The organism is Pedococcus dokdonensis (assembly GCF_900104525.1).
In the GTDB taxonomy this organism is placed as follows: domain Bacteria; phylum Actinomycetota; class Actinomycetes; order Actinomycetales; family Dermatophilaceae; genus Pedococcus; species Pedococcus dokdonensis.
Genome location: NZ_LT629711.1, coordinates 1,785,791 through 1,798,857, shown reverse-complemented (window position 1 = coordinate 1,798,857; position 13,067 = coordinate 1,785,791). Strand labels below are relative to the sequence as shown.

Below are 13,067 nucleotides of genomic sequence, written 5' to 3'. Positions count from 1 at the left end.
AACCGCCACTCCCGGCCACCCGTGCCGCACGCGGGCCCGTGTCACGGGGTCGCGTGCCACACCGGTGGCCAGGAGTGGGGTGCTGGGCCGGTCAGGCCGGGTTCGCGGTGGCGCGGACGAGGGGGAGGGTGCGCAGCGGGATGCGGGTCGCCAGCGAGATCGCGGTGTTGGCGCGGATCACGTGCTCGTCGTCGACGACGGCGTCGATGACCCGCTGGAGGTCGGCGTTGTCGCGTGCGACGATGTGGATGAACAGGTCGCCGGACCCGGTGATGGTGTGCGCCTCGAGCACCTCGGGGATGCCGGACAGGTGGTCGACGACGGGAGTGTGACCGCGGCCCTGCCGGATCTCGAGGGTGCAGAACGCCGAGACCGGGTAGCCCATCGAGGCGGGGTCGATCTGCGGCGCCCACGACCGGATCACCCCCTGCTGCGCCAGTCGGTCGAGCCGCGCCTGCACGGTGCCGCGTGCCACCCCGAGCTCGCGGGAGGCGCCGAGCACGCCGATCTGCGGCTGTTCGCTGAAGAGCGTGATCAGACGGCCGTCGAGCTCATCGAGGTCCATGGGCACATTGTCCACTCTGCACCGGCAGACGGCCAGCAGTGTGCGCAGACTGTGCAGCCAGACATGGGACGGTTGCACACCACGGGACAGCCCGGCACCCTGCTGCCATGACGACCCACGCCACCGATGCCGCCCCCCACGACACGCTGGACCTCACCCCCCAGGAGCGCGAGGCCAACCTCGACCTCGAGCAGCTGAAGCAGCTCGTCGGCCTGGTGGAGTACGACGAGAGCAAGGACCCGTTCCCGGTCACCGGGTGGGACGCCATCGTCTTCGTCGTGGGCAACGCCAGCCAGACGGCGCACTACTACCAGTCCGCCTGGGGTATGGAGCTGGTCGCCTACAGCGGCCCCGAGAACGGCCAGCGCGACCACAAGTCGTTCGTCCTCAAGTCCGGCTCGATCCGGTTCGTCATCAACGGCGCGGTCAGCCCTGACAGCCCGCTCATCGCGCACCACGCCAAGCACGGCGACGGCGTCGTCGACATCGCGCTCGAGGTGCCCGACGTCGACAAGTGCGTCGCCCAGGCCAAGGCCGCCGGAGCCCGCGTCGTCCGCGAGGCCGAGGACGTCACCGACGAGCACGGCACCGTGCGGATCGCCTCGATCGCGACCTACGGCGAGACCGTGCACACCCTCGTCGACCGCTCCCGGTATGACGGGCCGTACCTGCCCGGGTACGTCGCCAAGTCCTCGACCTGGGTCAAGCGCGAGGGCGCCCCGAAGCGCCTCTTCCAAGCCCTCGACCACATCGTCGGCAACGTCGAGCTCGGCAAGATGGACGAGTGGGTGACCTTCTACAACAAGGTCATGGGCTTCGTGAACATGGCCGAGTTCGTCGGGGACGACATCGCCACCGACTACTCGGCGCTGATGTCGAAGGTCGTGGCGAACGGCAACCACCGGGTGAAGTTCCCGCTCAACGAGCCGGCGATCGCCAAGCGCAAGAGCCAGATCGACGAGTACCTCGAGTTCTATGACGGCCCCGGCGCCCAGCACCTCGCGCTCGCGACGAACGACATCCTGCGCACCGTCGACGAGCTGCGCGCCAACGGCGTGGAGTTCCTCGACACCCCCGACTCCTACTACGAGGACGACGAGCTGCGCGCCCGCATCGGCGAGGTCCGCGCGCCGATCGAGGAGCTGCAGAAGCGCAAGATCCTCGTCGACCGCGACGAGGACGGCTACCTCCTGCAGATCTTCACCAAGCCGCTCGGCGACCGTCCGACGGTGTTCTTCGAGATCATCGAGCGGCACGGCTCGCTCGGCTTCGGCAAGGGCAACTTCAAGGCGCTCTTCGAGGCGATCGAGCGCGAGCAGGACGCGCGCGGCAACCTCTGAGGCCGTGGCTCGGCCGCCAGCCCCCGCGTGAGAGGCTGGCGGCATGAGCACGCCCACGAGCCCCGGCTGGTACGACGACCCCGACGACGCCGCCCAGCTGCGCTACTTCGACGGCGTGGTCTGGACCAGGCACACCACGCCGCGCTCCACCCGTCCGGCCCCTTCCGCGACGCAGCCGAGCCACGCGACGCAGCCGACGTCGACCCAGCCCGGCCAACCGGCATACCCGCCGGTCGGCGGCCAGGGGACCCAGGGTCAGCAGTGGCAGCAGGCGCCGCAGGGCCAGCACCCGCAGTTCCCCGGGCAGCCGCAGCAGCAGGGCTGGAACGTGCCAGCCCACCCGGGCCCGGCGCGGGTGGCGACCACCCCTGACGGCCAGCCGCTGGCGAGCTTCTGGCAGCGGGTCGGCGCCTACATCCTCGACGGGATCATCCAGTTCGTGCTGCTGATGGTGCTCGGTGGCTGGCTGGCCTTCAAGGCGTTCGAGCCGGTCTGGGACGACCTGGTGAGCGCGATGGAGTCCGGTGACCCCGCGGCGTTCGAGACCATCACGGCCGACAACCTCAACCTCGGCTACATCTTCGCCTTCGGGGTCGTCGCCGCCGCCATCACCTTCGGGTATGCGGTGTTCTTCCTCAGCCGCACGGGCGCCACGCCCGGCAAGGCGGCGATGGGCATCAGCGTGCGGCTACGTGACCGCCCGGGTGTGCTCTCGGTCGGCGACGCCGCTCGGCGGACCTCACTGCAGGCGGGGCTCAGCCTGCTCAGCAACATCCCGCTCGTGGGCAACCTGTTCGGGCTGGTGTCGCTGCTCGATCTCCTGTGGCCGGCGTGGGACGAGCGCAAGCAGGCCCTGCACGACAAGCTGGCCCGGACCAACGTCGTCGTCGGCAAGCAGCCGCGGCCCTAGCGCCCGCCGCCCGAGGGTGACGAGGACGACCAGGGCGGCCGCCGCGGAGTACGCGACGGTCGGGAGCGGGTGGACCGACACCGACGCGTAGGCCAGCACCGCTGCGCCCGCCACGACCAGCCACTCGAGCCGCTCCGCGAGGACTGCGCAGGCGACCAGGGGGAGGGCGTACCAGGGATAGCTGGGGGTCGTCACCAGCAGGAGCGTTCCGAACAGCACCGCAGCACCCTCGGCGACCGACCTGCTGCCAGTGCCCACGCGCCATGCGACCGCGGCGGCCACCGCGGCCAGGACGATGACCGACACCGGCGTGACCGCGGCGTCGGGGAGGGCGAGCGACAGGATCCCCGAGCGGTTCGGGCCGGCCTCCTCCACGAGGTAGCCGGGCAGGTAGCCGAGGACCAGCGAGCCGGCCGCCAGCCAGTGGGGGAGGTAGACCGCGGCGACGGTGGCGACGGCGACCAGGCCAGTCCCCAGGACGCGAGTGAGGTTGCGGCGCAACGGGAAGAGTGATGCCAGAAGGAGTGCCGGGTAGAGCTTGGTTGCGATCGCCAGCCCTGCGAGCAGGCCCGTCAGCCCCATCCGCGCGGCGCTGACGAGCCGGTCGCCCTGCCGGCGGCCACGGTCCCTGCCGCTCGCTGCCGCCAGGGCCAGGAGCACCCAGGCCGCGGCGAGCACGTCGACGTGGGCGCCGTTCCCGGCCTCGGCCACGACCGTCGGACACCACGCCCACCAGAGCGCCGACCACGGGTCGGCACCTCGCCGGCGCAGCAGCGCGGCGAGGGCGAGGGCGACGCCGGCCGCCACCAGCGCCGACCCCAGCTGCAGCCCGCGCGTGCCCCACCCGCGCGGGGTGACCCACGCGACGGCCGCGAACCACGCCTCGGCGACGGGCGGGTAGATCGTCGGCACCTGCGGGCGGTTGATCCGCGTCCGTGGGTCGTTGGACGAACGCTCCAGCACCTGCGCACGGGTCCTGGGCAGTGGTTGCGTGGGGAAGCCCGAGCGGTCAGCGGGCCCGAGGCCGGGGAAGAGCACCGGGTCGCGGAGGGCGGCCAGCCGGTCGTCCAGCGGGGCGTAGCGATAGGGCGAGGTGCCGCTCAGCTGGACCCGGCCGTCCCAGACGTAGCGGTAGGCGTCGGAGCTGGACCGCGGGGCGGTGAGCAGCCCGGGCAGCTGGACGACGAGAGCCGCCAGGAAGACGAGCAGCAGGAGCCGTCCACCGGACCGTCTCAGGGCGGGACGGCCGCGCCGGACCCACCTGGTCGTGGCGATGGCCACCCCCCACCAGACCGCCATCACCCCAGCCAGCCGCAGCCGGTTGCCGTCGAGGTCGCCAGCGAGGGCGTAGCCCGCTGAGCAGGCCACCATGACGGCCGTCCCCGCGACGAGTCTGCGCATGCTCCCCACTGTGTCCGACCGCCCGCCGGATCGGCAGCGCGGGAGACCGGATGAGCCGATCCGTCATCGCCTCGTAAGAGCCGGGAACCGGTCGGATGACGTTGGCCTGCCTAGCGTGGCAGACATGCCCCGACTGCCCCAGCCACCAGTGCCCGGCGACTTCACGTCGCCGGTCCACGACCGCACGGTCGTCGCACGGATGGGGCTGTGGCTCGGCGCAGCCTTCACGATCTGCTTCCTCACCGGGCTGCTGAGCCACCTCCACCAGCACCCGGTCGGTTGGTTGCCGATCCCGACCGGCCCGGTGTGGGGATACCGCGTCACCCAGGGGATCCACGTCGCGACGGGCACCGCCTCGGTGCCGCTGCTGCTCGCCAAGCTCTACGCCGCGTACCCGCGGTTCTTCACCCGCCCGGTCGTCGGGTCGCCGGTCGTCCTGCTCGAGCGTGCCTCCATCGCGGTGCTCGTCGGGTCGTCGGTCCTGATGGTCTCGTCGGGGATCGCCAACGTCGCGGGGTGGTACGTCTTCGGGTTCGGCTTCACCCGCGTCCACTACGCGTTCGCATGGGTGGCGATCGGCGCGCTCACGATGCACGTGGCCGTGAAGCTCCCGGCCATCCGCGATGCCCTGTCACCGGCGGGGGCCCAGGTCTCCTCCGAGGAGGGCCGCCGGGCCTTCGTTGCCGGTGCCGTGGGCGTCGCTGCGGGTGCGGTGGTCCTGACCGTCGGGTCGACGGTGCCCTGGCTGGAGCCGCTCTCCGTGCTGAGGTCCCGTCGACCGTCCACCAGCCCGCTGGGGGTGCCGGTGAACCGGACCGCGGCGCAGGCAGGGATCGACCCGGCGCTCGACCCCGGGTCGGGTGACGACGACTGGGTGGTCTCGGTGCGGGGTCCGGGGGCAGGCAGGACGTGACGGCGGCGCAGCTGCGCGGGCTGACGCAGCGGGTCGTCAGTCTCCCCATTGCCTGCGTGGAGGGGTGGAGTGCCGGGGCCACCTGGGAGGGGGTACGCGTGAGGGACGTCGTCGAGCTGGTCGGGGGAGTGGTCGGCGACGTCCGGGTCGTCTCGGCCGAGCAGCGCGGTGAGTACGCCGAGTCGGTGCTGCCCCGCGCGTATGCCGATCACCCGAGCACGCTATTGGCGTTGCGGCTCAACGGATCTCGTCTCACCAGGGACCACGGCTACCCCGTGCGCCTGATCGCCCCGAACCGCCCCGGGGTGCTGCAGACCAAGTGGGTCACCGAGCTGGAGGTGCTGTCGTGAAGGAGGCGTGGGCCGTGTTGCGCGACGCGGGTCCGGGTCGCCTCCTGCTCGGGGGAGCGGGCGTCGCCCTGGGTCTGGTCGGGGTGTGGCAGTTCCTCGCGCAGGTGCCCACGACGGGCTGGGTGCGGGTCGGTATCTGGCTGGTGGCGGGGGTCGCGGTCCACGACGGCGTCCTCGCGCCGCTCGGGGTGGTGTCGGGCTGGCTGGTGGCCCGGCGGGCGCCGGCCTCGGCACGACCCGCGGTGCGCCTGGCCGGCCTCGCGATCCTCACCGTGCTGCTCCTCGCCGTGCCGTTGCTGGCCACGGGTGGACTGCGGCGCTGACCGTCACGCGGCGCGGCGGAGGGTGACGAAGGCCCGCCCACCACCGCGCCAGTCCTCGACGGCCAGCAGACCGGCCTGCGCGGCATACCGGACCAGGGCCCTGGCGCCCACCTGCGCCCACGGGAAGGGGCTGGAACGCCGCCCCAGTGGGCCGATGAGGCTCACCTGCGCGCGCCGGTCGACGTCCTCGTCGGGATCCACCTCGACCAGGGCCCAGCCCTCCGGGCTGAGCAGCTCACGACAGCGGATGAGGAGCTCCACAGGGTCACCGCCGATGCCGACGTTGCCGTCGGCGAGGAGCAGCGTCTGCCACCGCCCTTCGCCGGGGACGGGCTCGAAGACGTCGCGACACAGGGCGCTCGCCCCTCTCGCCCGGGTCTGGCCGACCGAGGCGCCCGAGACGTCGATGCCGAGGACGGGCAGGCCCCGAGCGGCCAGCGCCTCCACGAACCGGCCCGGGCCACAGCCGATGTCGATCACCGGGCCGGAGCAGCGGCTCACGATCAGGTGGTCGACGGGCGACATCCGCAGCCACGACTCGACGGGGAGCACCTGCGAGCGCCCGGCTCGGGCCTCCTCGCCGCTGACCCGGACGGGTCCTCCGGCCAGCGCCAGGTCGAACAGGAGCGACGGGTGGCACGGCGTCGCCACGATCCTGCGGAACGTGCGGGCGAACCGGGACCGCGGAGCCGCCTGTGCCACTGCCGCCGCGTCGACAGGTTCGTCCACGTCCCGCAGGTGCGGGAGCAGGTGCACCGACAGGCCGGCCTCGCGCAGCCGCCTGAGCTGGGCGGCGCCGGTGTGGTCGGTCGACATCGGCACGCCGGCGAACAGGCCGGGTCGATAGCGCCGCAGGCCGACCGCCCAGTAGCCGCCGTCCTCGCTCAGGCCCAGCACGGCGTCCGCACCGTGCCAGTCGCTGCAGAGCTCGGTCGGTGTCACCTGTGGCGTGTCCATGCCGACGAGGAGCGTCGGCTGGTCGCCGTCCGGTGGCAGGCACCTGCGGAAGGTCTCGTCGAGGCGTTCCGCCAGCCCGCCGTCGCCCTGGGGGTGGACCGGGACGTCGTCGGGCAGCCACGAGGTCAGTGGGCCGTCCCACGACAGGATGGTCCGGGCGCCGGTGGCCCGGGCCGCGGCGAGGGTGTCTCGGATCGCGGCAGCGGCCAGCGCGGCCGCCTCGCTCGGTGCGAAGACCGGCGTGAGCCGGGTCTTCACCCGGCCCGGTTGGGGCGACTTGGCCAGGATCACGACGGTGTGCAGCCCGGTGGCGGCGGTCGTCAGGGCGGCGGCAGTCGTGGTGCCCGTCGGGGCTGCGGGGCGGCTCACGTGCCGAGCACCCGGCTCATGTCGTGCACCGCCCGTGCTGCTCCGAGCCAGGTCCCGGTCACCTTGGACCTCCCCGACCGGGTGAGGTAGGGGACCGCCACGCCCGTCACGGCCCACCCCGCCCGAGCCGCCCGCAGCACGGTCTCGACGGGATATCCGGAGCGCCGGTCGGCGATGGGGAGTCGTTGCAGGGCAACGGTGTCGGCCAGCCGCATCGGCCCGATGTCGGCCAGCTCCAGGCCGGTCGCGCGGCTCACCCGCCCGGCCAGGACCCGGTTCGCGACCCTGAGCCGCAACGCCCACGCAGCGCGGGACTCCGGTTGGCGAGCGCCGACGACCAGGTGGGGGCGACCCGGCTCCGCTACCTGGTGCGCCGCCAGCAGGTCGGCGAGCGAGCGCGGGTCGAGGCTGGCATCGGCGTCCATGAAGGCCACGAGGGGAGCGGTGGCCGCCATCAGCCCGGCGTGGCAGGCCGCCCCGTAGCCGCGCCGGGTCACGTCCACGACCAGCACCCCCCGCTCCCGCGCGATGGCGCCGGAGCCGTCGGTCGACCCGTTGTCGGCGAGGATCGGTCGCGCCCAGCTCGGCATCCGGTCGAGCACCCAGGGCAGTGCCTCGGCCTCGTCCAGGCACGGGAGCACGACGTCGACCGTCACTGGCTGGGGCATGGCTCGACGCTAGGCGCGGGTCGAGCCGCGCGGCGCGCGCCACCGATGACGAAACCCTTACGGGTTGCCGCGAGCGGTCAGGTGGAGGGCGGAGAGGTGGCCGCGCGCAATACCCTGCAAGGGTGGTCGCAACCGTGCTGGTCGTCGAGGACGACCCCACCGTCTCCAGCGTGCTGTCCGCCTACCTGCAGCGCGCCGGCTTCGAGTCGGTGCTCGCCGCCGACGGCCTGTCCGCCCTGCAGGAATGGCGTGACCGGCGACCCGACGTCGTGATCCTCGACGTCATGCTGCCGCTCATGTCGGGGCTGGAGGTGCTGCGGCGGCGTCGGGCCGAGGACGACCACGCCGCCGTCATCGTGCTGAGCGCGCGCGGCGAGGAGGACGACCGCCTGCTGGGCCTGGAGCTCGGCGCCGACGACTACATGGTCAAGCCGTTCAGCCCGCGCGAGGCACTCGGGCGCGTCGAGGCCCTGCTCCGTCGGGGCGAACGGCTGGGAGCGACCGCGCTGCTGCCCCGGGTCACCGAGCGCCTGGGGGTGCGGGTCGACTCGGGCACGCGGACCGCCACCGTCGCCGGTCGCGCCGTCGAGCTGACCACGCGCGAGTTCGACCTGCTCGGCTACCTCATCGCCCACCCGGGTCTGACCTTCACCAAGGAGCAGCTGATGCGCCGGGTGTGGGGATGGGACTTCGGCGACACCTCGACCGTGACGGTGCACGTCCGACGGGTGCGCGAGAAGATCGAGGACGACCCCTCGGACCCCGTGCGGATCGTCACCGTCCGCGGTGCCGGCTACCGGTTCGGGGACGAGTCCGAGGCCGCCGTGCCGCAGGAGCAGCCGTGAGCGACATGCAGCAGATCGCGCTGGTCACCACCGTCGTCTGCCTCGCGGCCGGTCTGGCCGGGGGCCTGGTGCTGGCCAGGCTTCGCGGACGATCCACGGCCGTGCTCGTCGTGGTCGCCTCCCTCGTGCCCCTGGCAGCGGTCTCGCTCGCCGTGCTCGTGAACGTCCGCCGCATGTTCATCTCGGCCCACGACTCGACGGTGGTCTCGGTGGCGCTCGGATGTGCCGGGGTGATCGGCGTCCTGCTGTCGTTGGTGCTCGGGCGGCAGGTGGCCTCGGAGGCGACCGCCCTCCGGAACTCGTTGCGCTCCTTGGGCGCACCCGCGTCGGCTGACCAGGAGCCGCACACCCACGGTGTCTCGTCCGAGTTCGCCGAGCTCGGCCGCGAGCTCGAGAGCACTCGCCGCCGGCTCGCGGCCTCGGAACGACGCGAGCGTGCTCTCGAGTCGTCGCGCCGCGAGCTCGTGGCCTTCATGTCGCACGACCTGCGCACCCCGTTGGCGGGCCTGCGCGCCTTGGCGGAGGGCCTCGAGGACGGCGTGATCGAGCCCGAGCCGGCGCTGCGCCAGATGCGTCAGACGGTGGGCCGGCTCGACGGGCTGGTGGGCGACCTCTTCGAGCTGTCCCGCGTCAGCGCACCCGAAGCCGGCACCCGCGACGACGCCGCCCTGGTCAGCCTGGTCGAGGTCGCGCACGACGTGGTCAGCGAGCTGCAGCAGCACGCCGAGCAGCGCCGCGTGGGCCTGCGCCTGCAGGTGGCCGGTGACGGTGACCGGCTGGCGGTCACCGGCAACGGCGACGAGCTGACCCGGTTGCTCGGCAACCTCGTCGGGAACGCCGTGCGCCACACCTCCGAGGGCGGCTCGGTCGTCGTGCGGGCCGAGCGCTGCCCCGACGGTCGCACCCAGGTGTCGGTGGAGGACGAGTGCGGCGGCATCGCCGAGCCCGACCTGCACCGGGTCTTCGAGGCCGGGTGGCGCGCCGACCCCGAGCGCAGCGGCCGGGACGCCGGGGCGGGCCTGGGGCTGGCCATCGCGAAGGGCATCGCCGAGTCCCACGCCGGGTCGATCTCGGTCGCCAACGTCGACGGCGGCTGCCGGTTCGACGTGGCCCTGCCCGCCGCGACCGTCAGCTGAACGCGAGGTCCCGCAGCCCGTCGCGCAGGGCCACGGCGCCCCGCCACCCCAGACCGTGGGCGGCCCGCTCGCTCGACGCCGTGATGTGCCGCACGTCGCCGAGCCGGTAGGCCCCGGTCACCTCCGGGGGTGGCCCGCCTGCGAGCGACGACAGCTCGGCGGCCAGCTCACCGATGGTGTGCACGACCCCCGAGCCCACGTTGTATGCCGCGTGGCCGGGCTCAGGGGACTGCAGCGCCGCGACGAACGCCGCCGCCACGTCGTCGACGTGGACGAAGTCGCGGCGCTGTCCACCGTCCTCGAACACCTGGGGGGCGGTGCCCCTCCTCGCCGCCGACCAGAAGATCGCGGCGACTCCGGCGTAGGGGGTGTCGCGCGGCATACCGGGTCCGTAGACGTTGTGGAGCCGCAGCGAGGTGCACGACCCCCCGGTCTCGCGGGCCCAGACCGCACCCAGCTGCTCCTGGGCGACCTTGGTGGCGGCATAGGTGTTGCGTGGGTCGAGGACCGCGTCCTCGTCGACCAGCGCCGGGTCGAGGTCGGCACCGCACACCGGGCAGCCCGGGTCGAACTCGCCTCGGGCGAGCCGGTCCCTGGTGCGCGGGGCCGGGGCCACCGGGCCGTGCTGGGCGCACTCGTAGGCGCCCTCGCCGTAGACGACCATCGAGCTGGCCTGGACGACCCGCTCCACCCCGGCGGTGTGGCAGGCCCGCAGCACCGTGGCCGTGCCGAGCGAGTTGCTGGAGACGTAGTCGTCCATGTCGTCGAGGTCGACGCCGAGGCCGACCTTGGCCGCGAGGTGCACGACGGCGTCGGCGCCCTCGACCTGTGCGAGGACCGCCGAGCGGTCGCGCACGTCGGCCACGACCAGCCGCACACCGAGCGACGACAGCCTGGCGCTGGCCGCGAGACCTCCGTCGCGGTGGACGTCCGGGCGCAGCGAGTCCAGCACCACGACCTCGCGGGACGTGGCGGCCAGCGCACGCAGCAGGGCGGTGCCGATGAACCCGGCACCACCGGTGACGACGATCCTCATCCGGCCACCCTGCCAGCACGGCAGCAGTGGCCGGGGCTGCCCGACCTTGCGGTGCGCTTACGCCGTCGCCGCGGGCCGGATCGTGCCGCTGACCTCGCCCAGCTCGAGGCGGCCGCCGTCGGTGCCGGTCGCCCAGCCCCTGAGGACGACGGTGTCGCCGTCCTCGAGGAAGGTGCGCTCGCTGCCGTCGTCCAGCCGGACCGGCTCGGTGCCGTTCCACGACAGCTCGAGGAAGCTGCCCCGTGTCTCCTTCGCCTGGCCAGAGATGGTGCCCGACCCGAACAGGTCCCCGCTGCGGATCGACGCGCCGTTGACGGACAGGTGGGCCAGCATCTGGGCCGGCGACCAGTACAGGTCGCGGTACTCGGGGCGGGCGACCACGGTGCCGTTCCACACCACCTCGAGGTGCAGGTCGAGCCCGAACACCTCGTCGTCCGCGCCCCGCAGGTAGGGGAGCGGCTCGGGGTCCTGCGCGGGGAGCGGCACCCGTGCAGCGGCGAGTGCAGCCAGCGGGGTGACCCACGCGCTGATCGAGGTGCCGAAGGACTTGCCGAGGAACGGGCCGAGCGGGACGTACTCCCATGCCTGGATGTCGCGGGCGCTCCAGTCGTTGAGCAGCACCACGCCGAAGAGGTGCTCGCGGGCGGCGCGGCCGACGGGCACCGGCTCCCCGAGGGTGCTGCTGCCCCCCACGACGAAGCCCAGCTCGGCCTCGATGTCGAGCTTGCGGCTCGGCCCGAAGGTGGGGGCCGGGTCGGTGGGGCCCTTGCGCTGGCCCCGCGGCCGGACCAGGTCGGTGCCCGAGACCACGACCGTGCCGGACCGGCCGTGGTAGCCGATCGGCAGGTGCTTCCAGTTCGGCGTCAACGGCTCGGAGTCGGGGCGGAAGATGCGGCCGACGTTGCTCGCGTGGTGCTCGCTGGCGTAGAAGTCGACGTAGTCGGCGACCTCGACCGGCAGGTGCATCGTCACGTCGTCGAGCGGCACCAGGTGCGGGCGGGTCCGCTCCGCGTGGGCCGCATCGGTGAGCACCTCGACCAGCCAGCTGCGGGCCACGGCCCAGGCGTCGTGGCCCAGCTCGAGGAAGGCGTTGAGGCTGGGCTGCTCCCACGCCGCGGTGAGGTCAGGGCCGTCTCCCACTCCGACCGCGTCCCGGCCGATCCGTGCGACCTCGCTGACGTCGAGGACGTCGTCACCGATGCGCACGCCCACCCGGGGTCCGTGGTCCGCGGTCGAGAACACCCCGTAGGGCAGGTGGGCGACGCCGAACGGGTGGTCGGCGGGCAGGTCGAGCCAGCTGGCTGCGTGGGTGGAGGAGGGCATGGGTCAGGCTCCTTCGATGAGGCCGAGGGTGGTCAGCTCGCCGAGCGGGTCGGTGACCTCGCAGCAGCCGTATGCGGTGAAGAAGGCGCGCACGATCGCCGCGTCCGCGGCGCTCATCCGGGTGACCTGCGGCACGAGGACCGCGGCATCGCGCTCGGCGAGCAGGGGCACCAGCTCGTCGACCTCCTCGCCGTTGAGCGCCCACCGCACCGCGACGAGGACGTTGAGGAGGCCGTGCTGCTCCTGCCCGTCGTGGGTGCCGCGGACGACGTGGTGCAGCCCACCAGTGAGCTTGAAGCCGAGGTCGTGGTCGATGGCCGTGCGGATGAACGTGGCGAGCTCGGTCTCGTCGGGCCAAGCCCAGGTCTCGGTCTCGCCGGTGCGGAACTTCGCCTGCAGCGCAACGGAATCCGACACGTCAGCGGCAATGTCGGCGATCGCTGCAGCCTGCTCTGCGCCGCGGGGGACCTCGAGGGTCCGGGAGAGGTCGCCGAACCGGGTGTCCCTCCAGTCGGGTGTCCAGCCCAGCTCGACGCCGGCCACGTCCACCCCCGGTGTGCCGCGCAACAGCGAGACGGCGGCGGCCACGTCGGCGGCGGCAACGCCGGGCCGCCCGATCACCCCGACCCGCAGGGTCTCCGCAGGGCCGGGCCCGACCAGGCCGACCAGGCCGACCAGGTCCGTGGCCGACGAGGCGGGGACGAGCAACGGACCCACGCACGCGGCATACCCACTCGTGCGGTGCTGACGGTGCAGCCGCACCGCGTCAGCGAGGGCAGCGTTGCCGGGAGGGAACACGGCGGCGTCGTCGACGAGGCCGGCGAACAGGCCAGGCTCCGCGGGTCGCGCGGCCGCGGCATCCGGCAGCGAGGTCATGGCGGCGAGGCTACTAGGGTGGCGACGGGTCAGATCGACGACCCGGTCGAGCCCC

Annotated in this window: 13 protein-coding genes and 1 pseudogene; 7 read left to right on the top strand and 7 right to left on the bottom strand. The window is 73.2% G+C overall.

Translation table 11 applies throughout. The annotated features are described in order from the left end of the window. Positions 1-91: 91 nt before the first annotated feature. Positions 92-565 carry an Lrp/AsnC family transcriptional regulator gene (locus tag BLQ34_RS08610; protein ID WP_091784080.1) on the bottom strand — a complete coding sequence of 158 codons (474 nt, stop codon included), beginning with the start codon at positions 563-565 and terminating at the stop codon, positions 92-94. A 107-nt stretch (positions 566-672) separates the two neighbouring features. Between BLQ34_RS08610 and hppD the strand changes: the two genes are divergently transcribed. Both hppD and BLQ34_RS19275 read left to right on the top strand, forming a co-directional pair. Continuing rightward, a complete protein-coding gene (gene hppD, locus BLQ34_RS08605; RefSeq protein ID WP_091784077.1) occupies positions 673-1,905 on the top strand; it encodes a 4-hydroxyphenylpyruvate dioxygenase in 1,233 nt (410 codons plus the stop codon). A gap of 43 nt (positions 1,906-1,948) precedes the next feature. Beyond that, positions 1,949-2,815, top strand: coding sequence for an RDD family protein (locus BLQ34_RS19275; protein ID WP_091784075.1), 867 nt, complete (start codon positions 1,949-1,951; stop codon positions 2,813-2,815). 204 nt (positions 2,816-3,019) lie between these two features. Here the strand turns inward: BLQ34_RS19275 and BLQ34_RS08595 are convergent. Then, positions 3,020-4,114 (bottom strand): annotated as a pseudogene (locus tag BLQ34_RS08595) (glycosyltransferase 87 family protein); the annotation flags it as partial. 226 nt (positions 4,115-4,340) lie between these two features. Here BLQ34_RS08595 and BLQ34_RS08590 point away from each other — a divergent pair. The 3 genes from BLQ34_RS08590 to BLQ34_RS08585 are packed head-to-tail and all read left to right on the top strand — an operon-like array spanning position 4,341 to position 5,802. Beyond that, on the top strand, positions 4,341-5,129 hold the full coding sequence (locus tag BLQ34_RS08590; protein ID WP_197674804.1) for a hypothetical protein: 789 nt from the start codon (positions 4,341-4,343) through the stop codon (positions 5,127-5,129). Beyond that, positions 5,126-5,479, top strand: coding sequence for a molybdopterin-dependent oxidoreductase (locus BLQ34_RS19120; RefSeq protein ID WP_197674803.1), 354 nt, complete (start codon positions 5,126-5,128; stop codon positions 5,477-5,479). Before BLQ34_RS08590 ends, BLQ34_RS19120 begins: the two co-directional genes overlap by 4 nt. Beyond that, positions 5,476-5,802: a hypothetical protein gene (locus tag BLQ34_RS08585; protein ID WP_091784070.1), complete on the top strand. Its 327-nt coding sequence runs from the start codon at positions 5,476-5,478 to the stop codon at positions 5,800-5,802. Before BLQ34_RS19120 ends, BLQ34_RS08585 begins: the two co-directional genes overlap by 4 nt. Before the next feature lie 3 nt (positions 5,803-5,805). Here the strand turns inward: BLQ34_RS08585 and BLQ34_RS19115 are convergent, their stop codons facing one another. Both BLQ34_RS19115 and BLQ34_RS08575 read right to left on the bottom strand, forming a co-directional pair. Then, positions 5,806-7,128 carry a DUF2064 domain-containing protein gene (locus tag BLQ34_RS19115; protein ID WP_197674802.1) on the bottom strand — a complete coding sequence of 441 codons (1,323 nt, stop codon included), beginning with the start codon at positions 7,126-7,128 and terminating at the stop codon, positions 5,806-5,808. Beyond that, positions 7,125-7,796: a glycosyltransferase family 2 protein gene (locus tag BLQ34_RS08575; protein WP_091784067.1), complete on the bottom strand. Its 672-nt coding sequence runs from the start codon at positions 7,794-7,796 to the stop codon at positions 7,125-7,127. Before BLQ34_RS08575 ends, BLQ34_RS19115 begins: the two co-directional genes overlap by 4 nt. A 122-nt stretch (positions 7,797-7,918) precedes the next feature. Between BLQ34_RS08575 and BLQ34_RS08570 the strand changes: the two genes are divergently transcribed. Beyond that, positions 7,919-8,641 (top strand): response regulator transcription factor, encoded by a 723-nt coding sequence (locus BLQ34_RS08570; RefSeq protein WP_091784064.1) that lies wholly within the window; start codon positions 7,919-7,921, stop codon positions 8,639-8,641. A gap of 5 nt (positions 8,642-8,646) precedes the next feature. Beyond that, positions 8,647-9,777, top strand: a complete 1,131-nt coding sequence (locus BLQ34_RS08565; RefSeq protein ID WP_091789626.1) for a sensor histidine kinase — start codon at positions 8,647-8,649, stop codon at positions 9,775-9,777. Here BLQ34_RS08565 and BLQ34_RS08560 read toward each other — a convergent pair. The 3 genes from BLQ34_RS08560 to BLQ34_RS08550 are packed head-to-tail and all read right to left on the bottom strand — an operon-like array spanning position 9,770 to position 13,012. After that, positions 9,770-10,813 carry an NAD-dependent epimerase/dehydratase family protein gene (locus BLQ34_RS08560; protein WP_091784061.1) on the bottom strand — a complete coding sequence of 348 codons (1,044 nt, stop codon included), beginning with the start codon at positions 10,811-10,813 and terminating at the stop codon, positions 9,770-9,772. The two genes, BLQ34_RS08565 and BLQ34_RS08560, sit on opposite strands and share 8 nt — an antisense overlap. 57 nt (positions 10,814-10,870) lie before the next feature. Next, positions 10,871-12,136, bottom strand: a complete 1,266-nt coding sequence (gene fahA / locus BLQ34_RS08555) for a fumarylacetoacetase (RefSeq protein ID WP_091784058.1) — start codon at positions 12,134-12,136, stop codon at positions 10,871-10,873. Between the two features lie 3 nt (positions 12,137-12,139). Further along, complete coding sequence (locus BLQ34_RS08550; protein WP_091784055.1) at positions 12,140-13,012, bottom strand: hypothetical protein; 873 nt, start codon at positions 13,010-13,012, stop codon at positions 12,140-12,142. Between the last annotated feature and the right edge of the window lie 55 nt (positions 13,013-13,067).

Bases quoted from the DNA above. Each gene is read 5' to 3' on its own strand.
- BLQ34_RS08610 (WP_091784080.1), bottom strand. From the start codon at position 565: ATGGACCTCGATGAGCTCGACGGCCGTCTGATCACGCTCTTCAGCGAA.
- hppD (WP_091784077.1), top strand. From the start codon at position 673: ATGACGACCCACGCCACCGATGCCGCCCCCCACGACACGCTGGACCTC.
- BLQ34_RS19275 (WP_091784075.1), top strand. From the start codon at position 1,949: ATGAGCACGCCCACGAGCCCCGGCTGGTACGACGACCCCGACGACGCC.
- BLQ34_RS08590 (WP_197674804.1), top strand. From the start codon at position 4,341: ATGCCCCGACTGCCCCAGCCACCAGTGCCCGGCGACTTCACGTCGCCG.
- BLQ34_RS08575 (WP_091784067.1), bottom strand. From the start codon at position 7,796: ATGCCCCAGCCAGTGACGGTCGACGTCGTGCTCCCGTGCCTGGACGAG.
- BLQ34_RS08565 (WP_091789626.1), top strand. From the start codon at position 8,647: ATGCAGCAGATCGCGCTGGTCACCACCGTCGTCTGCCTCGCGGCCGGT.
- BLQ34_RS08560 (WP_091784061.1), bottom strand. From the start codon at position 10,813: ATGAGGATCGTCGTCACCGGTGGTGCCGGGTTCATCGGCACCGCCCTG.
- fahA (WP_091784058.1), bottom strand. From the start codon at position 12,136: ATGCCCTCCTCCACCCACGCAGCCAGCTGGCTCGACCTGCCCGCCGAC.
- BLQ34_RS08550 (WP_091784055.1), bottom strand. From the start codon at position 13,012: ATGACCTCGCTGCCGGATGCCGCGGCCGCGCGACCCGCGGAGCCTGGC.